The sequence below is a fragment of the Agrococcus sp. UYP33 genome (assembly GCF_054060915.1).
This window is the reverse complement of sequence record NZ_JBSSDR010000001.1, coordinates 557689-577245: the sequence shown is the minus strand read 5'-3', so window position 1 is coordinate 577245 and position 19557 is coordinate 557689. Positions and strand designations below refer to the sequence as shown.

General features: G+C 72.9%; 17 protein-coding genes. 13 read left to right on the top strand and 4 right to left on the bottom strand.

Going from position 1 to position 19557, the window contains the following annotated elements:
* Nucleotides 1-34: 34 nt before the first annotated feature.
* From ACVWW9_RS02720 to ACVWW9_RS02700, 5 genes are all read left to right on the top strand, one after another.
* Nucleotides 35-1540 carry a sensor histidine kinase gene (locus tag ACVWW9_RS02720; RefSeq protein WP_456514277.1) on the top strand — a complete coding sequence of 502 codons (1506 nt, stop codon included), beginning with the start codon at nt 35-37 and terminating at the stop codon, nt 1538-1540.
* Nucleotides 1541-1773: 233 nt separating this feature from the next.
* A complete protein-coding gene (gene rplJ, locus ACVWW9_RS02715; protein WP_123696194.1) occupies nt 1774-2292 on the top strand; it encodes a 50S ribosomal protein L10 in 519 nt (172 codons plus the stop codon).
* A 33-nt stretch (nt 2293-2325) separates the two neighbouring features.
* Complete coding sequence (gene rplL / locus ACVWW9_RS02710) at nt 2326-2709, top strand: 50S ribosomal protein L7/L12 (RefSeq protein ID WP_123696193.1); 384 nt, start codon at nt 2326-2328, stop codon at nt 2707-2709.
* A gap of 71 nt (nt 2710-2780) precedes the next feature.
* Complete coding sequence (locus ACVWW9_RS02705; RefSeq protein WP_456514276.1) at nt 2781-2993, top strand: hypothetical protein; 213 nt, start codon at nt 2781-2783, stop codon at nt 2991-2993.
* Nucleotides 2994-3060: 67 nt separating this feature from the next.
* A complete protein-coding gene (locus ACVWW9_RS02700; RefSeq protein ID WP_456514275.1) occupies nt 3061-4917 on the top strand; it encodes an ABC transporter ATP-binding protein in 1857 nt (618 codons plus the stop codon).
* A 19-nt stretch (nt 4918-4936) separates the two neighbouring features.
* Here the strand turns inward: ACVWW9_RS02700 and ACVWW9_RS02695 are convergent, their stop codons facing one another.
* The gene (locus ACVWW9_RS02695; RefSeq protein ID WP_456514274.1) at nt 4937-5314 is read right to left on the bottom strand and encodes an MGMT family protein; all 378 of its coding nucleotides are present in this window, start codon (nt 5312-5314) and stop codon (nt 4937-4939) included.
* 198 nt (nt 5315-5512) lie between these two features.
* Here ACVWW9_RS02695 and ACVWW9_RS02690 point away from each other — a divergent pair, with 198 nt between their 5' ends.
* Both ACVWW9_RS02690 and ACVWW9_RS02685 read left to right on the top strand, forming a co-directional pair.
* Complete coding sequence (locus ACVWW9_RS02690; protein ID WP_456514273.1) at nt 5513-6895, top strand: cystathionine beta-synthase; 1383 nt, start codon at nt 5513-5515, stop codon at nt 6893-6895.
* Nucleotides 6892-8055: a cystathionine gamma-synthase gene (locus ACVWW9_RS02685; RefSeq protein ID WP_456514272.1), complete on the top strand. Its 1164-nt coding sequence runs from the start codon at nt 6892-6894 to the stop codon at nt 8053-8055. The genes ACVWW9_RS02690 and ACVWW9_RS02685 overlap by 4 nt, the downstream gene beginning before the upstream one ends.
* 22 nt (nt 8056-8077) lie before the next feature.
* Here ACVWW9_RS02685 and ACVWW9_RS02680 read toward each other — a convergent pair whose 3' ends face one another.
* The gene (locus ACVWW9_RS02680) at nt 8078-8914 is read right to left on the bottom strand and encodes a DeoR/GlpR family DNA-binding transcription regulator (protein WP_456514271.1); all 837 of its coding nucleotides are present in this window, start codon (nt 8912-8914) and stop codon (nt 8078-8080) included.
* Nucleotides 8915-8971: 57 nt separating this feature from the next.
* On the opposite strand from ACVWW9_RS02680, the gene galT reads away from it, so the two are divergent.
* A complete protein-coding gene (gene galT, locus ACVWW9_RS02675; RefSeq protein WP_456514270.1) occupies nt 8972-10120 on the top strand; it encodes a galactose-1-phosphate uridylyltransferase in 1149 nt (382 codons plus the stop codon).
* Nucleotides 10113-11267: a galactokinase gene (gene galK / locus ACVWW9_RS02670; RefSeq protein ID WP_456514269.1), complete on the top strand. Its 1155-nt coding sequence runs from the start codon at nt 10113-10115 to the stop codon at nt 11265-11267. The genes galT and galK overlap by 8 nt, the downstream gene beginning before the upstream one ends.
* Nucleotides 11268-11286: 19 nt before the next feature.
* Here the strand turns inward: galK and ACVWW9_RS02665 are convergent, their stop codons facing one another.
* Entirely contained in the window at nt 11287-12639 is a 1353-nt protein-coding gene (locus tag ACVWW9_RS02665) for an MFS transporter (RefSeq protein WP_456514268.1), read from the bottom strand.
* Between the two features lie 75 nt (nt 12640-12714).
* A complete protein-coding gene (locus ACVWW9_RS02660; RefSeq protein WP_456514267.1) occupies nt 12715-13761 on the bottom strand; it encodes a LacI family DNA-binding transcriptional regulator in 1047 nt (348 codons plus the stop codon).
* A gap of 174 nt (nt 13762-13935) precedes the next feature.
* On the opposite strand from ACVWW9_RS02660, the gene ACVWW9_RS02655 reads away from it, so the two are divergent.
* From ACVWW9_RS02655 to ACVWW9_RS02640, 4 genes are read left to right on the top strand one after another with little or no spacing between them, the layout of a single operon-like run.
* Nucleotides 13936-15222, top strand: coding sequence for an ABC transporter substrate-binding protein (locus ACVWW9_RS02655; protein WP_456514266.1), 1287 nt, complete (start codon nt 13936-13938; stop codon nt 15220-15222).
* Nucleotides 15219-16253, top strand: coding sequence for a carbohydrate ABC transporter permease (locus tag ACVWW9_RS02650; protein ID WP_123696183.1), 1035 nt, complete (start codon nt 15219-15221; stop codon nt 16251-16253). Before ACVWW9_RS02655 ends, ACVWW9_RS02650 begins: the two co-directional genes overlap by 4 nt.
* Complete coding sequence (locus tag ACVWW9_RS02645) at nt 16250-17122, top strand: carbohydrate ABC transporter permease (protein WP_456514265.1); 873 nt, start codon at nt 16250-16252, stop codon at nt 17120-17122. Before ACVWW9_RS02650 ends, ACVWW9_RS02645 begins: the two co-directional genes overlap by 4 nt.
* On the top strand, nt 17119-19554 hold the full coding sequence (locus ACVWW9_RS02640; RefSeq protein ID WP_456514264.1) for a beta-xylosidase/alpha-l-arabinosidase: 2436 nt from the start codon (nt 17119-17121) through the stop codon (nt 19552-19554). Before ACVWW9_RS02645 ends, ACVWW9_RS02640 begins: the two co-directional genes overlap by 4 nt.
* Nucleotides 19555-19557: the final 3 nt, after the last annotated feature.

The window sequence follows — 19557 nt, the reverse complement described above, 5'->3', positions numbered from 1 at the left end:
GCCCGGCGGGCGTGACCACCGGCCGACCGCACCCGTGAACCCGGCGACGTCCGCATCGCAGACCCGGCGCATCCAGAACCCGTCGTCGTGGTCGCTGCGCCGACGCCTGCTCGTGGTGGTCGTGACGCTCTTCGCGCTGCTCACCGCTGCCGTCGCGATCGCGAGCGTCATGACGATGCGCGTCGTGCTCGAGACGCGCGTCGACGAGCAGCTCACCGAGCTGGGCAACCGCACCGCGGTCGAGGTCGAGCGCGCGATGGCGACGGGCACGCCGGCGCTCGTCGACCCGCGCAGCGCGCCCGCCGGGGCGCTGTTCGCGGTGCAGGAGGGCGACGCCCTGCGCGAGGCCTTCATCCTGACGAAGACGCAGACGGAGCAGGCGCTCACCGCCGCGGGCGAGCAGGCCGTGCTCGCCGTGCCCTCCGGAAGCATCTCGAGCGCCACCCTGCCGGGCTACGGCTCCTACCGGGTCGTCGCCCACGACGTCGGCGGCGCTCGCGTGCTCGTCGGGCTCTCGCTCGCGGACGCGAACCAGACGCTCGCCGCGCTCGCGTTCGTCATCGCCGTCTCGGCCTTCGCCGCGGTGTCGATCGTGCTGCTCGTCGGCGACATGATCATCCGGCGTGCGCTCCGCCCGCTCACCGCCTTCATCGCGACGACCGAGCGCATCTCGCAGCTGCCGCTCGCCTCGGGCGATGCGCAGCTGACCAACCGGGTGCGGATCGAGGAGCCCGCGTCGGAGGTCGGTCGCGTGCAGGAGAGCATGAACCGGATGCTCAGCCACATCGAGGAGGCGTTCGACGCGCGCGCCGCGAGCGAGCGGCGGGTGCGGCAGTTCGTCGCCGACGCCTCGCACGAGCTGCGCACGCCGCTCGCGGCGGTGCGCGGCTACGCCGAGGTGACGCGCAAGCACGACGACGACCTGCGCCCCGACTCGCGCGAGTCGCTCGAGCGCATCGAGGCCGCCGCCCGCCGCATGCAGGCGCTCGTCGACGACCTGCTGCTGCTCGCGCGCCTCGACGAGGGCCGTGAGGTCGAGCGCGCCGAGGTCGACCTCTCGCTGCTCGTCGTCGAAGCGGTCGCCGACGCGCAGGCCGCCGGTCCGGAGCATCCGATCGCCCTCGAGCTCCCCGAGGAGCCCGTGACGGTCGCGGGCGACGCGCTGCGGCTGCAGCAGGTGATCGCCAACCTGCTCGCGAACGCCCGCGTGCACACGCCCGACGGCACCGCGATCGACGTCACGCTCCGGGCGGACGGCAGCCACGCGATCGTCCAGGTGGTCGACGCCGGACCGGGCATACCGGTGGAGCAGCAGCGCACGGTCTTCGAGCGCTTCGCGCGCGGCGACTCGTCACGCTCGCGAGCGACGGGCTCGTCTGGCCTCGGGCTCGCGATCGTGCAGGCGCTCGTCGACGCCCACCACGGCAGCATCCAGCTCGAGAGCGAGCCCGGTCGCACGGCCTTCACCGTGCGGCTGCCGCGCTGGCAGCAGGCGCCGGCCGACGCGCTCCGCGAGGCTCCGCTCGCCGCAGAGGCGTAGGGCAGGGACCGCGCCAGGTTGCGCCGCGCGTCCGTCGTGCCGTAGTCTGATGCCATACCAAAGACCGCTGGTCGCTGGTGCGTGCCCGCAAGGGCGTGCAGCAGTCGAAGGCTCGCCCAGGAGCGACGTCCCGCGCAGGTGTGACACCCCGTCGAGGGTCGAGCTCCGAGCGCGTGCGCCGGAGCTCTTTTCATGTTCGAGCCAGGGAAGCCAGCAACGACGCAAGGAGCACCATGGCGAACAAGGAAGCTGCGGTCGCCGAGCTCTCGAACCTCTTCGAGACCTCGAACGCCGTTCTGCTGACCGAGTACCGCGGTCTCACCGTCGGCCAGCTGAAGACGCTGCGCCGATCCATCAGTGAGCACGCGACGTACGCCGTGGTGAAGAACACGCTCACCAAGATCGCAGCCAACAACGCCGGCATCTCGGCGTTCGACGAGTCGCTTGCCGGCCCGTCCGCGATCGCATTCGTGCACGGCGACCCTGTCGCCGTCGCGAAGGAGCTGCGTGCCTTCGCCAAGGCGAACCCGGCGCTCGTGGTCAAGAACGGTTTCTTCGACGGGAACCCGCTCACGGCCGACGACGTCAACAAGCTCGCCGATCTCGAGTCCCGGGAGGTGCTGCTGGCCAAGCTGGCCGGTGCCTTTAAGGCCTCGCTCTTCGGCGCTGCCTACATGTTCAACGCTCCGCTCGCCCAGGCCGTTCGCACGGTCGACGCGCTGCGGATCAAGCAGGAGTCCGCGGCCGAGTAAGGCCCGGTCGATACCAGAAACAAGGAGAAGACGATGGCAAAGCTGTCGACTGACGAGCTGCTCGAGCAGTTCAAGGAGCTCACCCTCATCGAGCTCAGCGAGTTCGTGAAGGCGTTCGAGGAGACCTTCGAGGTCACCGCCGCCGCTCCGGTTGCTGCCGCTGCTGCCCCCGCAGCCGCTGCTGCCGCCGAGGAGGTCGAGGAGAAGACGGAGTTCGACGTCGTCCTCGAGGCCGCCGGCGCGAGCAAGATCCAGGTCATCAAGGTCGTCCGTTCGCTGACGTCCCTCGGCCTCGGCGAGGCCAAGGCACTCGTCGACGGTGCACCCGCGACGGTGCTCGAGGGCGCCAAGAAGGACGACGCTGACAAGGCGAAGGCTGACCTCGAAGAGGTCGGCGCGACGGTCACCGTCAAGTAGCCTGCATCACCTGCGAAGGGCCGCACCCGCGAGGGTGCGGCCCTTCGTCTCTTCCCGGCATCATCGAGGGCATGTCGACGAAGGACCTGCCAGAGCAGCTCGGCGACCTGCCCCGGATCGGCAGGCCGGCCACGGGTGCGCTGCTCGCGCAGGGCGTGACGACGCTCGCCCAGGTCGCGCAGTGGCGCGAGGCCGACATGGTCGCGCTGCACGGCGTCGGTCCGAGCGCCGTGCGCATCCTGCGCTCCGCGCTCGACGAGGCGGGGCTCGGCTTCCGCCCCTGAGTCGGTCCCGATCGACGACGATCGCGCGCGGCGATCGGGGTCGGCGCCCGGCGCTACGGTTGACCCGATGAGCATGATGGGTGGGGGCGGCGGCCGTGGCGGCCGCGTGGCGATGCGCGACGAGGCGGCGCAGAAGGCGGTCAACGCCGACGCCCCGCGCGTCCCCGACCTGGGCCGGCGCATCATGGCGCTCTTCGCGCCCCACCGGTCGGCGCTCACCCTCACCATCGTGCTCGTGCTGCTCGTCGCGACGATCACGGTCTTCCCGCCGCTGCTCACCCAGCGCGTGTTCGACGAGGCGCTGTTCCCCGCGGCCGGCGGCCCGAACCTCGAGTTGCTCTGGGTGCTGGTCGGCACGATGGTCGCGCTGCTCGTCGCCGCCAACCTGATCGGCGTCTGGCAGACGTGGATCACGTCGAGGGTCGGCAACCAGGTGATGGGCGAGCTGCGCAACGCGCTGTTCGAGCGGCTGCAGGGCATGGAGCTCGCGTTCTTCACTCGCACGAAGACCGGCGTCATCCAGTCCCGCCTGCAGAACGACGTCGGCGGTGTCGCGAACGTGCTCTCGAGCACGGTCTCGTCGGTCGTCGGCAACACCGTCACCGTCATCGCGAGCCTCGTGACGATGCTCATCCTGTCGTGGCAGCTGACGATCGTCGCCGTGCTGCTCACTCCGGTGCTCGTGCTGCTGCAGCGCCGCGTCGGCCAGGTGCGCGCGCGCATCGCGACGAAGACGCAGGAGTCGCTGAGCGACATGACGGCGATCACGCAGGAGTCGCTGTCGGTCTCCGGCATCCTGCTGGCGAAGGCCTTCGGCCGCCAGGCCGACGAGTCCAAGCGCTACCGCGACGAGAACGACCGCCAGATCGACCTGCAGGTGCGCCTGACGATGAGCGGCCAGACGTTCTTCGCGCTCGTCTCGATCTTCATCTCGGTGCTGCCCGCGGTCGTCTACCTCATCGCCGGCTTCCTCATCGTCGGCGGCGACGCGGCGGTCACCGCCGGCACGCTCGTGGCGTTCACGACCGTGCAGGCGCGGCTGCTCATGCCGCTCATGGGCCTGCTGCGCGTCGCGCTCGACCTGCAGACGTCGGGAGCGCTCTTCGCCCGCATCTTCGAGTACCTCGACCTCGTGCCCGCGATCGAGCCGCCGGCCGACCCGAAGCCGGTCGACCCGGCGCGGCTCGGCGAGGTCGCGTTCGACGACGTCGAGTTCCACTACCCGGATGCGAAGGAGGGGGAGCGCGCGACGCTCGACGGCGTCTCCTTCTCGCTCGAGCCCGGCACCTTCGCGGCCTTCGTCGGGCCGTCCGGGGCTGGCAAGACGACGATCGGCTACCTGCTGCCGCGCCTGCACGAGGCGAGCGCTGGCGCGGTGCGCTTCGCGGGCGTCGACGTGCGCGAGCTCGACCCCGCGGCGCTCACCGACAACATCGGCATCGTGAGCCAGGAGCCGTACCTGTTCCACGCCACCATCGCCGAGAACCTGCGCTACGCCAAGCCCGACGCCACCGACGAAGAGCTCGACGCCGCCGCCCGCGCCGCGAGCATCTATGACACCATCCACCGCTTCCCCGACGGCTACGACACGATCGTCGGGGAGCGCGGCTACCGCCTCTCGGGCGGCGAGAAGCAGCGCATCGCGATCGCGCGCGTGCTGCTCAAGGACCCGGCCGTGCTCGTGCTCGACGAGGCGACGAGCGCGCTCGACACCGTCTCCGAGCGCGTCGTGCAGGCCGCGCTCGACGAGGCCGCGCGCGGTCGCACGACGCTCGCGATCGCGCACCGGCTGTCGACCATCCGGCACGCCGACGTCATCTTCGTGATCGACGCCGGGCGGATCGTCGAGCAGGGCACGCACGACGAGCTGCTCGCCCGCGGCGGCACCTACGCGACGCTCTTCGCGCAGCAGGCGCGCGGCTGACGCGACCCGCTGCGTCGCGTCAGGCGGAGGCGTCCTCGGCGACCGCATCCGGGTGCGGCAGGTCGGCGATCGCCGCCCGCCATGCCCGGGCGAGCGCATCCGGGTCGGCCGCGAAGTCGGCGTAGCGGCAGCCGAGCCCGTTGAGCTTCACCCGGATGCCCTCGGCGTCCCACAGCGGGCGCGCCTCCGCGAGCAGGTTGGCGGGCAGGTCGCCGGAGGCGTTCGTGATGCGCCACCAGGTCACGTCGTGCCCGTAGGCCTTCATGATCGAGCCGACCTGGCGCGGGCCGATGCCGCAGACGGCGGCGATCGCGCCGTAGGAGGCGACGCGGCCGGGCGGCACCTGCTCGACGCAGCGCAGCACCCGCTCGATCACGAGCTCCCGCCTGGCGTCCACGCACCCATCCTGCCCGCTGTCCCACCCGGCCGGCCGCACGACGCAAGCCCGCAAGACCCCATCCAGCCCCCAGCGAGGAGCAGCCGCCTATCGGCCGCGGGATCGCCGGCTCGGGCTTGCGTTGTGCGTCGGGGACCGGGGCTGCCGCCTCGCCGGGTTCAGCGGGCCGATAGGCTCGATCGTCAGTCAGGAGGCACGATGCGCTACGCAGAGTCGATCCTCGAGACCATCGGCGACACCCCGCTCGTGAGGCTCTCGAAGGTCACCGAGGGGATCGCCGCGACGGTGCTCGCGAAGGTCGAGTTCCTCAACCCCGGCGGCTCGGTCAAGGACCGCATCGCGCTCGCGATGGTCCTCGACGCCGAGGAGCGCGGGCTGCTGCGCCCCGGCGGCACGATCGTCGAGCCGACGAGCGGCAACACCGGCGTCGGGCTCGCGCTCGTCGCGCAGCAGCGCGGCTACCGCTGCGTGTTCGTCTGCCCCGACAAGGTCTCGGAGGACAAGCGCTCCACGCTGCGCGCCTACGGCGCCGACGTCGTCGTCACCCCCACCTCCGTCGCGCCCGACAGCCCCGAGTCGTACTACGGGGTCGCGAACCGCCTGACGGCCGAGATCGAGGGCGCCTACCAGCCCAACCAGTTCTTCAACCCGGCGGCCCCCGACGCGCACGAGGTCACGACCGGGCCCGAGATCTGGCGCGACACCGACGGCCGCGTGACGCACTTCGTCGCCGGCGTCGGCACCGGCGGCACGATCACCGGCACCGGGCGCTTCCTCAAGCGAGCCTCGGACGGCGGGGTCGCCGTCATCGGCGCCGACCCGGTGGGATCGATCTACTCGGGCGGCACCGGTCGCCCCTACCTCGTCGAGGGCGTCGGCGAGGACATGTGGCCCGGCAACTACGATCCGAGCGTCATCGACCGGGTGATCGCGGTCGACGACGCGGCGTCGTTCGCGATGACCCGCCGCCTCGCGCGCGAGGAGGGCCTGCTGGTCGGCGGCTCGAGCGGCATGGCCGTCGTCGCCGCGCTGCGAGTCGCGCGCGAGCTGCCCGCCGACGCGGTGCTCGTCGTGCTGCTGCCCGACTCCGGTCGCGGCTACCTGCAGAAGGTCTACTCCGACGCCTGGATGCGCTCCTACGGCTTCGCGGCGCCCGACGAGGGCACGACGGTGCGCGACGTGCTCACCGGCAAGGGCGCCGCCGCCGACGGCGGCGTGCCCGCGCTCGTCCATGCGCATCCGAGCGACACCGTGCACGACGCGATCGAGATCATGCGCGAGTACGGCGTGAGCCAGCTGCCCGTGCTGACCGCCGAGCCGCCGGTCGTCGTCGGCGAGGTCGCCGGCGCCGTCGACGAGCGATCGCTGCTCGACGCGGTCTTCGCCGAGCGGGCGCAGCTCGCCGACCCGATCGCCGAGCACGTCGGGCCGCGGCTGCCGCAGATCGGCATCTCCGAGTCGGTCGACGCGCTGCGCGCCGCGCTCAAGGACGCCGACGCACTGCTGGTGCTCGACGAGGCCAAGCCCGCGGGCGTCATCACCCGCACCGACCTGCTCAGCTACCTCGCCAAGGAGGCATGACCGTGACCGATGCACCGGACCTCGGCTTCTCGACCCGCGCCATCCACGCCGGACAGGCGTTCGAGCCGCGCACCGGCGCGGTGATCCCGCCGATCTTCATGACCTCGACGTTCGTGCAGGACGGCGTCGGCGGGTTCCGCGACGGCTACGAGTACTCGCGCGGCGGCAACCCGAGCCGCGACGCGCTGCAGCAGCAGCTCGCGAGCCTCGAGGCGGGCACGCACGCCTACACGTTCGGCTCCGGCCTCGCCGCCGAGGACGCGATCCTGCGCGCCGTGCTGCAGCCGGGCGACCACGTGCTCATGGGCAACGACGTCTACGGCGGCACGCACCGGCTCGTCTCGCAGATCCACGCGCGCTGGGGCATCGAGATCACGACCGCCGACGCCTCCGACCTCGACGCCGTGCGCGCAGCGATGCAGCCGAACACGCGCATCCTGTGGGTCGAGACGCCCTCCAACCCGCTCATGAAGGTCGCCGACATCCCCGGCCTCGTCGAGCTCGGGCACGCCGCCGGCGCGATGGTGGTCGCCGACAACACGTTCGCGACGCCCTACCTGCAGCAGCCGCTCGTGCTCGGCGCCGACGTCGTCATCCACTCGACGACGAAGTACATCGGCGGGCACTCCGACCTCGTCGGCGGCGCGGTCGTGACCTCGGATGCCGAGCTGGCCGAGCGCATCGCCTTCCAGCAGTTCGCGGTGGGCGCCGTCAACAGCCCCTTCGACGCCTGGCTGACGTCGCGGTCGCTCAAGACGCTCAGCGTGCGCGTCGAGCGGCACTGCCGCAACGCGCAGGCGGTCGCGGAGTCGCTCGTCGGCCACCCGGCCCTCACCGCGGTGCACTACCCGGGGCTGCCCGACCACCCGCAGCACGAGCTCGCGTCCCGGCAGATGCGCGGCTTCGGCGGCATGGTGTCGATGCAGCTGGCCGGCGGCCGGGAGGCGGCGCTCGCGCTCGTGCAGCGCACCCGCCTCTTCCAGCTCGCGGAGTCGCTCGGCGGCATCGAGTCGCTCGTCTGCTACCCGACCGAGATGACGCACGCGTCGGTGCAGGGCACGGAGCTCGCGGTGCCGGACGACCTGCTGCGGCTCTCGGTCGGCCTCGAGGACGCCGACGACCTGGTCGAGGACCTGCGGCAGGCGCTCGACTCGCTCTAGCGCGGCCGTAGGGGCGGCGCCGCTACGCGAGCACGAGCCGCGCGGCACCGCGCCGCGCCGCGCGCGCAGCGGCCGCCGGGAGGGACACATCGCTCACGAGCACGTCGAGCTCGTCGAGCGCGGCGAAGGTCGACAGCCCCTGCACCCCCCACTTCGACGCGTCGACGAGCACGATCGTCTCGCGCGCCGCCGCGATGAGCGCGCGGTTCGTCTCGGCCTCCGCGAGGTTCGGCGCCGTGCAGCCGCGCTCGGCGTCGATGCCGTGCGCACCGAGGAAGAGCGCGTCGAGCCCGATCGACGCGGCGCTGCGGTTCGCGACCGGCCCGACGAGCGCATCCGACCGCGTGCGCTCGCCGCCCGTGAGCACGACGTGGTCGTGGTGGGGGAGGGCGAGCGCGACCGACAGGGAGTTCGTCACGATCGTGAGCCCGGGCACCGCCCCGATGAGCCGCGCGAAGGCGAGCGTCGTCGTGCCCGCGCCGATGCCGATCGCCGTGCCCGGCCGCACGAGCGTCGCCGCCACCTGCGCGATGCGCGCCTTCTCGTCGCTGTGGAGCGCAGCCTTCGCGAGCGGCCCGGGCTCGTCGGTCACGGGGGATCGTGCGAGCCGGATGCCGCCGCGCACGCGCTCCGCGCGGCCCTCGCCGACGAGCCGATCGGCGTCGCGGCGCACCGTCATGGGCGAGACGCCGAGGGCGGCGGCAAGATCGGCGACGCGCGCGGTGCCCGCCGCGCGCACGTGGCTGAGGATGCGCTCGCGGCGCTCGACGTCGAGGAGCCCGGCCTCGAGCGCGGAACCGGGACGCGCGTCGCTCGAACCACGGGGAGCGACACCGGGACGTGATCGATCGTCGTCCATGTGCACACTTTCGCACACGAACGCGCAGGACCGCACGGGGTACGGCATGATCGAGGGGTGAGCCGCATCCGTCAGACCTTCGACCTGCTCGCCGACGGGCGGGAGATCGTCTACTTCGACGACCCCGGGACGCCGGCGCGGGAGCGCCGGGCCGACAGCCGCGCCCTCGACCCGCGCCCGCAGACGCCGACGATGCGCTTCGACGCCCTGAGCGCGGAGTGGGTCACGGTCGCGACCGCGCGCCAGGGCCGCGTGCACCTGCCGCCGGCCGAGTTCGACCCACTCGCTCCGCAGTCGCCCACGAACCCGAGCGAGATCCCGGACGACTACGACGTCGCCGTCTTCGAGAACCGGTCGCCGTCCTTCGGGCCGGGCATCGCCGCCGACGACCTGCCGGAGCTCGCCGTCGAGGCGCCGATCGCGCTCGGCGCGGCGCGGCCCGCGGTCGGACGCTGCGAGGTCGTGTGCTTCAGCCCCGACCACGCGGGCTCCTTCGGCACCCAGTCGACGCTCCGCGCCCGCACCGTCGTCGAGGCGTGGGCGGAGCGCACGCGGGCGCTCTCCGCCGTGCCCGGGATCGCGCAGGTGTTCCCGTTCGAGAACCGCGGCGTCGAGATCGGCGTGACGCTGCACCACCCGCATGGCCAGATCTACGGCTACCCCTACGTGCCGCAGCGCATCCGCCGCATCTGCCAGTCGGTCGAGGCGTACGGGCAGGGGCTCTTCGCCGACCTGCTCGACAGCGAGGCGACCGGGCCGCGCGTGCTGATCGCGGGTGAGCACTTCACCGCGTTCGTGCCGTTCGCGGCCCGCTGGCCCGTCGAGGTGCAGCTCATGGCGCACCGGCAGGTGCCCGACCTCGCCGAGACGACCGACGCCGAGCGCGACGAGCTCGCCGTGCTGACGCTGCGCATCGCGCGCGGACTCGATGCGCTCTACGACGCGCCGCTGCCCTACATCGCCGGCTGGCTGCAGGCGCCGGTCGGGCGGCACCGCGACGACGTGCGGCTCACGTGGCAGGTGACGAGCCCGCGCCGGGCCGCCGACAAGCTGAAGTTCCTCGCCGGCTCCGAGGCCGCGATGGGCGCGTGGGTCGCCGACATCAGCCCCGAGGGCGGCGCCGCGCGGCTGCGCGACGCGATCGCGAAGGCCGACGAGGCCCGCCCCGTCGAGCCGCTCGCCACGACCGGAGCCTCGGATGCGTGACGCGTTCGCGGCCGCGTTCGGCGCGGAGCCCGACGGCATCTGGTCGGCGCCCGGCCGCGTCAACCTGATCGGCGAGCACACCGACTACAACGGCGGCCTCGCGCTGCCGTTCGGCATCGACCGCCGCACGCGCGTCGCGGTGCGGCTGCGCGACGACGACGTCGTGCGCGTCGCGACCGACTCCGCGCAGGCGCAGGCCGACGACGGCGGCGGCATCGTCACCGCGACGCTCGCCACGGCGGGCGAGGCGACCGGATGGAGCCGCTACCTGCTGGGGGTCGTGCACGTGCTGCGCCGCGAGCGCGCCGTCGAGGGTGTCGGCTTCGACGCGCTCGTCTCGAGCGAGGTGCCCGTCGGCGTCGGCGTCTCGTCGTCCGCCGCGCTCGAGTCGGCCGCGCTCGTCGCGCTCGACGAGCTCTGGGGCCTCGGCATCCCGCGCGGCGAGATGGTGCGGCTCGGCCAGCTCGTCGAGAACGAGGTGGTCGGTGCGCCGACCGGCACGCTCGACCAGTCCGCCGTGCTGCTCGCCGAGCGCGACCACGCCGTGCTGCTCGACTTCCGCGCCGACACCGCGGAGCAGGTGCCGCTCGGCTTCGAGGCGGCAGGGCTCGAGATCCTGGTGATCGACTCGCTCGTGCGCCACGACCACGCGACCGGCGGCTACGGCGAGCGGCGTCGCGAGTGCGAGGAGGCCGCTCGCATCGCGGGCGTGCCGACCCTGCGCGAGATCGCGGTCGACGACGTCGAGGCGTGGGCCGACCGCATGCCCGCGCACGTGCACCGGCGGATGCGCCACATCGTCACCGACACCGATCGTGCCGCCCGCGTCGCCGCGCTCGTGCGCGACGGCCGGGCCCGCGAGATCGGGCCCATCCTGACCGATGGGCACGTCTCGCAGCGCGACGACTTCGAGGACTCCGTGCCCGCGATCGACGCGGCCGTCGAGGCCGCGCTCGTGGCGGGCGCGCTCGGGGCCCGGCTCACCGGTGGCGGCTTCGGTGGCGCCGCGATCGCGCTCGTCGACGCGGCCGAGTCGGCGCGCATCGGCGCCGAGGTCGCGGATGCGGTCGAGGCCGCCGGCCACGCCCGCCCGGTCGTGTTCACGGTGCGGGCGTCGCAGGGCGCCCGCCGCGACCCGGACGCCTGACCCCGGACGCCTGCCCGGCTCAGTCGAGCGGGCGGCCGCGGCGCTCGGGGAGCGTCCACGCGGCGATCGCGGCGACCGCGAACGCCGCGGCGAAGACGCCGAACAGCGCGATCGTGCCGCCCGCGCCCAGCAGCAGCGGCACCGCGAGCGGCGCGAGGATCGACGCGATGCGGCCGAAGCCGGCGGCCGCGCCGGTGCCCGTGCCGCGCACGTCGGTCGGGTAGAGCTCCGGCCCGATCGCGTACAGCGCGCCCCACGCCCCGAGGTTGAAGAACGACAGCGTGCAGCCCGCGGCGATGATCATCGCCTCCGTCGAGGCGGTGCCGTACCAGGCTGCGGCGAGCGCCGACCCGACCAGGAACACCGTGAGCGTCGGCCTGCGCCCCCACTTCTCGATGAGGAACGCGGAGACCGCGTAGCCGGGCAGCTGCGCGATCGTGATGATGAGCGTGAACTCGAACGAGCGCACGAGCGAGAACCCCTGCGCGACGAGCAGCGACGGGATCCAGATGAACGCGCCGTAGTACGAGAAGTTGATGCAGAACCACACGACCCAGAGGGCGATCGTGCGGCCGCGCAGCTCCCGCGACCAGATCGAGGTACGGGGCGTCGACGTGCCGGCTCCCGCATCCGCGGCAGCGACGCCGACGCCGGCGCCGGCCGACGCGGCCACCGGCACGCCCGCGGCCTCCTCGAACCCGCGCACGGTGCGCTCCGCCTCGGGCAGCCGCCCCTTGGCCTCGAGGTAGCGCACCGACTCGGGCATGCCCCAGCGCACGACGATCGAGAAGATCGCGGGCGCCATGCCGATCGCGAGCCCCCAGCGCCAGCCGTCGTCGGACGCGCCGACCACGAACGTGCCGATCACCGCTGCCGCGATCCACCCGACCGCCCAGAACGCCTCGAGCCAGACGACGACGCGGCCGCGGATGCGCTTGGGCGCGAACTCGCTGATGAGCGTCGAGGCGACCGGCAGCTCCGCCCCGAGGCCGAGCCCGACGACGAAGCGCAGCACGAGCAGCGCCGCGAGCGATCCGACGAGCGCGGAGGCGCCGGTCGCGAGGCCGTAGACGATGAGCGTGAGCGCGAAGACGCTGCGGCGGCCGATGCGGTCGGCGAGCAGCCCGCCGACCGTCGCGCCGATCGCCATGCCGACGAAGCCGATCGACGCGATCCAGCTCGTCTCGGTCGTCGAGAGGTCCCACTGCTGCACGAGCGCCGCGATGACGAACGACACGAGGCCGACGTCCATGGCGTCGAGCGCCCAGCCGATGCCGGCGGTGCCGAGCAGGCGGCCGTGCTTGCGGGTGAAGGGGAGGCGGTCGAGCCGCTCGGAGCGGGTCAGCTCGCCGGCAGTGGGCAGCGCGGTCATGCGGAGGCCTCTCGGGCGGCGGCGCGTATGCCACCACGATAGTGCCCGGCGGGACGCGCGGCCGCGGGCGATCGGCTACGGCCGGGCGAGGGGCGCGGTGGTGCTGCGCTCGACGAGCCGGGTCGGCAGCCGCAGGTGGCGCTCGGTCTCGCGGCCCTCGAGCAGGTCGAGCATGAGGGCGAGCGCCGAGCGGCCCATGTCGTGCAGCGGCTGCGCGATCGTCGTGAGCGGCGGGCTCGCGATCGCCGCCTCCGGGATGTCGTCGTAGCCGATGACCGACAGGTCGTGCGGCACGCGGATGCCGAACTCGGCGGCGACCTCGAGCACGGGGAGGGCGGAGCGGTCGTTCGCGGCGAAGATCGCGGTCGGTCGCACGTCGGCGGGGAGCGCGAGCAGCTCGCGCGCGGCCTGCTCGGCCAGGTCGGGGCGGTAGCCGACGACACGGACGAGCGCGGGGTCCGGGGCGACGCCCGCGGCGTCGAGCGCCTCCCGCCAGCCGGCCTCGCGCATCCGCGCCGACTCGAGGTCCTCACGGCCGCCGAGCAGCCCGATCCGGCGGTGCCCGAGCGCGAGCAGGTGCTCGGTCGCGAGCCGAGCGCCCGTGCGGTTGTCGGAGTCGACGGTGTGCGGCCCCTCCGGGCCCGAGTGCGGGTCGACCGCGACGATCGGGATGCCGAAGCTGCCGGTGATGAGCGTCGACGGCGTGACGACGATGGCGCCGTCGAAGAGGGTGCGGGCGAGCCGCGAGAGCGAGCGCCGCTCCCAGCCGACCTCGGTGACGTCGTCGCGACGTCCGGCGTATGCGAGGAGCCCGTACCCGGTGCCCGCGACGGCCTCCGAGATGCCCTTGAGGAGCTCGGTCGAGTACGACTCGAACTCCGAGACGAGCACGCCGATGTTGCCCGTGCTCTGCCCGCGCATGCTGCGCGCGACGAGCGACGTCTCGTACCCGAGCTCGGCGATCGCGGCCTGCACGCGCGCGATCGTGCCGGGCGCGACGCCGTAGCGGCCGTTGACGACCTTCGACACCGTGGCGACCGAGACGCCGACGCTGCGGGCGACGTCCGTGATCGTGACCCGGCCATCGCCGGAGTCGCCGAAGACGTCGGATGCTGTCGTCACGTGCCGACCATAGCGGAGCCGGCGCGTCCCGACGTCGTCCGACGCCCGGGTTGCGAAAACGTTATCGAAAACGTTTGACAAGTGCTCGCGCCGATGCCATCGTCATCAGCACGCGCACCGCCGATCAGCGATCGCAGGTGCGGGGCACACCACTCAATGACGAGGAGCACTGCCATGAAATCACGCACCGTGCTGACGCTCGGAGCCATCGCGGGGGTCACCGCCCTCGTCGGCTGCTCGGGCGCGCAAGGCGACCCTGCGGCATCCGGGGGCGAGGTGACGATGACCTTCTGGCACAACTCCACGACCGGCGACGGCAAGGCCTACTGGGAGGACCGGGTCGCTGCCTTCGAGGCGGCGAACGAGGGCGTCACCATCGAGATCCAGTCGATCCAGAACGAGGACATGGACGGCCGCCTGCAGACCGCCGTGAACTCGGGCGACATGCCCGACATCTTCATGGCGCGCGGCGGTGGCAAGCTCGCCGACATCGTCGGCGCGGGCGCCGTGCGCGACCTCACCGACCTCATCTCGGAGGACGTGTCGAGCGACTACGGCGAGGGCGTCTTCAGCGCCTTCACGGTCGAGGGCGCCATCTACGGCATGCCGGTCGCGGTGCTGCCGGGCGGCATCTTCTACAGCGAGGACCTCTTCGCCGACGCCGGCATCGACGGCACGCCCACCACGATGTCGGAGCTGGGCGACGCCGTCGGCGCGCTCGAGCAGAGCGGCGTCGAGCCGATCGCGCTCGGCGGCATGGCCGCGTGGCCCGCCGCCCACTGGTACTACTTCTTCGCGCTGCGCGAGTGCAGCCAGGAGGTCATGGAGTCGATCGCCTCGACGCTCGACTTCAGCGACGCGTGCTGGCTCGCCGCGGGCGAGGACCTGGCGGAGTTCGCCGCGACCGAGCCCTTCAACGAGGGCTTCCTCACGACCGCCGCGCAGGAGGGCGCCGGCTCCTCCGCGGGCCTCATCGCCAACCACCAGGCGGGCATGGAGCTCATGGGCGGCTGGAACGTCGGTGTCATCGGCGGGCTCACGCCCGACCAGCAGCCGCTCCCCGACCTGGGCTGGTTCCCGTTCCCCGAGGTCGAGGGCGGCGCTGGCTCGCCCTCCGCGATGATGGGCGGCGTCGACGGCTACTCGTGCGCGAACGACGCGCCGACAGCGTGCGAGGCGTTCCTGAACTTCATCGCCTCGCCCGAGTCGCAGGCCGGCTACGCCGAGGCGTTCGACACCATCCCCGCGTCGTCCGAGGCGCAGACGGCCGTCGAGGACCCGGCGCTCGAGCCGCTCGTCGAGGCCTACGAGTCGGCCGACTACGTGGTCGTCTGGCTCGACACGCTGCTCGGCCAGAACATCGGCAACTCGCTCAACACGGCGGTCGTCGAGCTGCTCGCGGGCAACGGCACGCCGCAGGGCATCGTCGACGCCGTCACGACCGCAGCACAGCGAGGGTGAGCACCGCGGCGGCGTCCGTCGCGCCGGTGCGCCAGGGATCCGCGGAGCCGGAGGTCGACGCCCAGGCGTCGGCCCCGGCCCCGCGGGGCCCGCGCCGCGGGCGGACGGACTGGCGGAAGCGCGCGGAGATCCTGCTGCTCGCGGGGCCCGCGGTCGGCGTCTTCGTCTTCTTCGTCATCGTGCCGGTGCTGATGGCGGCCTTCTACGGCTTCTTCCGCTGGAACGGCTTCGGCGCCCCGACCGACTTCGTCGGGCTGCAGAACTACGTCACGATCCTCGGCGACTCGACCTTCCGCGACGCCGTCGCGCACAACCTGTTCATCGTCGTCGCCTCCCTCGCGCTGCAGGGGCCGCTCGCGGTCCTCTTCGCGCTGCTGCTCAACCAGCGCATCCGCGGCCGCTCGATCATCCGCGTGCTCATCTTCGTGCCGTACGTGATCTCGGAGGTCGTGGTCGGCACGGGCTGGAGCCTCATGCTCCAGGACCGCGGCGCCGTCAACGACCTGCTCTCGAGCGTCGGGCTCGACGCGCTGCGCAACTCCTGGATCGCCGACCCGCAGATCGCACTCTGGACGCTCATGGTGATCATCACGTGGAAGTACATCGGCTTCGCGGTGATCCTCATGCTCGCCGGCCTGCAGTCGATCCCCGACGAGCTCTACGAGGCGGCGTCGATCGACGGCGCGTCGTTCTGGCAGATGCAGCGCAGCATCACGCTGCCGCTGCTCGGGCCGACGATCCGCATCTGGGCGTTCCTGTCGATCATCGGCTCGCTGCAGCTGTTCGACCTCGTCAACATCATCTGGGGCCAGTACGTCTCCGCGACCGCGGGCACGTCGACGATGGCGACGTACATGTACCTCAACGGCCACATGGCCGGCAGCTACGGCTACGGCAACGCCGTCGCCGTCGTGCTCTTCATCATCTCCCTCGCCATCGCGCTCGGCTACCAGCGCTTCGTGCTGCGTCGCGACACCGAGGGGGCCCTCACCGGCATGGCCGGATCCAGCACGAAGGAGCCGCGACCGTGACGACCTCCATCCTCCCCGCGCGACCCGCGCTGCGGCGCCCGAACCGACGCGTCGCCGCCTGGGGCAGCCCGGTCGTCTACCTGTGCTCGATCGTGCTCATCGCGATCTGCATGGGACCGGTGATCTACATCATCCTGGGCGGGTTCCGCACGAACTCGCAGATCACCACGAGCCCGTCCGGCTTCCCGAGCCCCTGGGTCGCCACGAACTACCTCGAGGTGCTCGCGAGCGGCAGCTTCTGGCAGACGATGGGCAACTCCGCCGTCGTCGGCGTCGCGACCGCGGTCGGCGTCGTCGCGCTCGGCCTCATGGCGAGCTTCGTGCTCGCCCGCTACGAGTTCGTCGGCAAGGGCGCCATGTACGCGCTCTTCGCCGCGGGCCTCATGTTCCCCGTCACGGTCGCGATCACGCCGCTCTACCTGCTCGTGCGCAACCTCGGCCTGACGAACGCGCTCGCCGGCGTGATCCTGCCGCAGATCGCCTTCGCGCTGCCGGTCACGATCATCATCCTCGTGCCGTTCCTCCGGGCGATCCCGGTGGAGCTCGAGGAGGCGGCGGCGATCGACGGCGCGAGCCGGCTCGGCTTCTTCTTCCGGATGGTCGTGCCGCTGAGCCTGCCGGGCGTCATCACGACCGGCATCCTCGCGTTCGTCGGCTCGTGGAACGGCTACATGCTGCCGCTGTTCATCCTCAACGACCCGAACCTCTACACGCTGCCGCTCGGCGTGCAGAACTTCTCGTCGCAGTACTCCGTCGACACCGCGCGCGTGATGGCCTTCACCGCCCTCTCCACGGTGCCGGCCCTCGTGTTCTTCAGCATCTTCGAGCGCCGCATCGTCGGCGGCCTGACGGGAGCGATCAAGGGATGACCACCACCGTGCACACGAGCGGCGCACCGCTCGCCGACGTCGGACGGGCGCCTGCCCTGCCCGCGAGCCCGCTCGTCTCCGAGCGCGTGCGGGAGCTCCACGCCCGCATGACGCTCGAGGAGCGGCTCGCCCAGCTCGTCGGCTACTGGCTCGACCAGGGCGGCAGCGTCGTCGCCCCGATGCAGGGGGAGATGGCGAGCGCGGCGGCCGGCGCGTCGCTCGCGTCGATCACCGAGCACGGGATCGGCCACTACACCCGCGTCTACGGCACGCGACCCGTCGAGCCCGCGGCGCGCGCCGCGTGGCTCGTCGCCGAGCAGCGGCGGCTCCAGCGCGAGACGCGGCTCGGCATCCCGGCGATCGTGCACGAGGAGTGCCTCACGGGGCTCGCGGCGTGGAAGGCGGCGACCTTCCCCACGCCGCTCGCCTGGGGTGCCGCGTTCGACCCGGCGCTCGTCGAGGAGATGGGGCGCGCGATCGGCGACTCCATGCGCAGCCTCGGCATCCACCAGGGCCTCGCACCCGTGCTCGATGTCGTCCGCGACCCGCGCTGGGGCCGGGTGGACGAGTGCATCGGCGAGGACCCGTACCTCGTCGGCACCGTCGGCAGCGCCTACGTGCGCGGCCTCCAGGGCGCCGGCGTGCACGCGACCCTCAAGCACTTCGTCGGCTACAGCGCCTCGAACGCGGGCCGCAACCACGCGCCCGTCTCGGCGGGGCCGCGCGAGATCGCGGACACCTACCTGCCGCCCTTCGAGATGGCCATCCGCGACGCCGGTGCGCGCTCCGTCATGAACAGCTACACCGACGTCGACGGCATCCCCGTGGCATCCGACGAGCGGATGCTCACCGACGTGTTGCGCGGCGAGCTCGGCTTCGACGGCGTGGTGGTCTCCGACTACTTCTCGGTCGCGTTCCTCGACGTCATGCACGGCATCGCCGCCGACCGCGGCGAGGCGGCGGCGCAGGCGCTCATCGCCGGCATCGACGTCGAGCTGCCGACGGGCGACGCGTTCCTCGGCCCGCTCGCCGCGCGCATCCGCGCCGGCGAGCTCGACGAGGCCTACGTCGATCGCGCCGTGCTGCGCGTGCTCGCGCAGAAGGAGGAGCTCGGGCTGCTCGAGCCCGATGCCTTCGCCGACGACGCGCCGGCGACGATCGACCTCGACTCGCCGCGGCACCGCGCCATCGCCCGCAGCCTCGCCGCGGAGTCGCTCGTGCTGCTCGCCAACGACGGCACGCTCCCGCTCGCGGCACCCGCGCGCGTCGCGGTCATCGGCCCCAACGCCGACCGGTCCGAGGCGCTGCAGGGCTGCTACTCCTTCGCGAACCACGTGCTCGCGCACCACCCGGGCGTCGAGCCCGGCTTCGCGATCCCCACCGTGCTCGAGGCGCTCGCGGCTGCGCTCCCCGGCAGCGCGATCGAGGCCGTCGAGGGGGTCGGCGTCGAGGACGGCGACGCACGCGGCATCGCGGATGCCGCGGCTGCCGCGGCGCGCGCCGACGTCGCGGTTGTCGTCGTCGGCGACGACGCGGGGCTCTTCGGCCGCGGCACGGTCGGGGAGGGCAACGACGTCGCCTCGCTCGAGCTGCCGGGCAGGCAGCGCGAGCTCGTCGAGGCGGTCGTCGCGACCGGTACGCCCGTCGTGCTCGTGCTCCTCACCGGCAGGCCCTATGCGGTGCCGTGGGCGCTCGAGGGCGACGCGGCGCCCGCGGCCGTGCTGCAGGCGTTCTTCCCCGGGGAGGCGGGCGGCGAGGCGATCGCCGACGTGCTCACCGGTGCCACCTCGCCGTCCGGCCGGCTCCCGGTCTCGCTGCCGCGCACCACCGGGGCCCAGCCCTACACGTACGCGCACGCGCGGCTCGGCGGGCCGTCCGACGTGACGACCGCCGACCCGACGCCGCTGCGCCCGTTCGGCTTCGGCCTCTCGTACGCGTCGTTCTCGTACACCGACCTCGAGGTCGACGCGACGGCGCCGACCGGCGGAGCGTTCCGCGCCTCCGTCGTCGTCACGAACACGGGCGACCGTGCCGGCGGCGACGTCGTACAGCTGTACGGCCGCGATCTCGTCGGCTCGATCCCGCGGCCGCTCGTGCAGCTGCTGGGCTACGCGCGCGTCTCGCTCGCCCCCGGCGCCTCGGCGCGCGTCGAGCTCAGCGTGCCCGCGCGCCGCTTCTCGTTCACCGATCGGCGGATGGTGCGCGTCGTCGAGCCCGGCGAGGTCGAGGTGTGGATCGCATCGCACGCGGCGGCCTCCGCACCGCGGTCGGACGGGGACGACCCGTCGCAGGGCGTCATCTCGAACGCGCGGCGCAGCGAGGCGGTCGCGATCCCCGGCACCGCGACGGCTCGCGCGCGGCTGACGCTGACCGGGCCCGTGCACGAGGTGGGCCCGGGTGACCGGCGCATCGTCGACGTGACGATCGGCTGACGC

Excerpts from the sequence above, each read along its gene's own strand:
- rplJ (WP_123696194.1), top strand. The coding sequence starts at position 1,774 with ATGGCGAACAAGGAAGCTGCGGTCGCCGAGCTCTCGAACCTCTTCGAG.
- rplL (WP_123696193.1), top strand. The coding sequence starts at position 2,326 with ATGGCAAAGCTGTCGACTGACGAGCTGCTCGAGCAGTTCAAGGAGCTC.
- ACVWW9_RS02705 (WP_456514276.1), top strand. The coding sequence starts at position 2,781 with ATGTCGACGAAGGACCTGCCAGAGCAGCTCGGCGACCTGCCCCGGATC.
- ACVWW9_RS02700 (WP_456514275.1), top strand. The coding sequence starts at position 3,061 with ATGAGCATGATGGGTGGGGGCGGCGGCCGTGGCGGCCGCGTGGCGATG.
- ACVWW9_RS02690 (WP_456514273.1), top strand. The coding sequence starts at position 5,513 with ATGCGCTACGCAGAGTCGATCCTCGAGACCATCGGCGACACCCCGCTC.
- ACVWW9_RS02685 (WP_456514272.1), top strand. The coding sequence starts at position 6,892 with ATGACCGTGACCGATGCACCGGACCTCGGCTTCTCGACCCGCGCCATC.
- ACVWW9_RS02680 (WP_456514271.1), bottom strand. The coding sequence starts at position 8,914 with ATGGACGACGATCGATCACGTCCCGGTGTCGCTCCCCGTGGTTCGAGC.
- galK (WP_456514269.1), top strand. The coding sequence starts at position 10,113 with ATGCGTGACGCGTTCGCGGCCGCGTTCGGCGCGGAGCCCGACGGCATC.
- ACVWW9_RS02665 (WP_456514268.1), bottom strand. The coding sequence starts at position 12,639 with ATGACCGCGCTGCCCACTGCCGGCGAGCTGACCCGCTCCGAGCGGCTC.
- ACVWW9_RS02655 (WP_456514266.1), top strand. The coding sequence starts at position 13,936 with ATGAAATCACGCACCGTGCTGACGCTCGGAGCCATCGCGGGGGTCACC.
- ACVWW9_RS02640 (WP_456514264.1), top strand. The coding sequence starts at position 17,119 with ATGACCACCACCGTGCACACGAGCGGCGCACCGCTCGCCGACGTCGGA.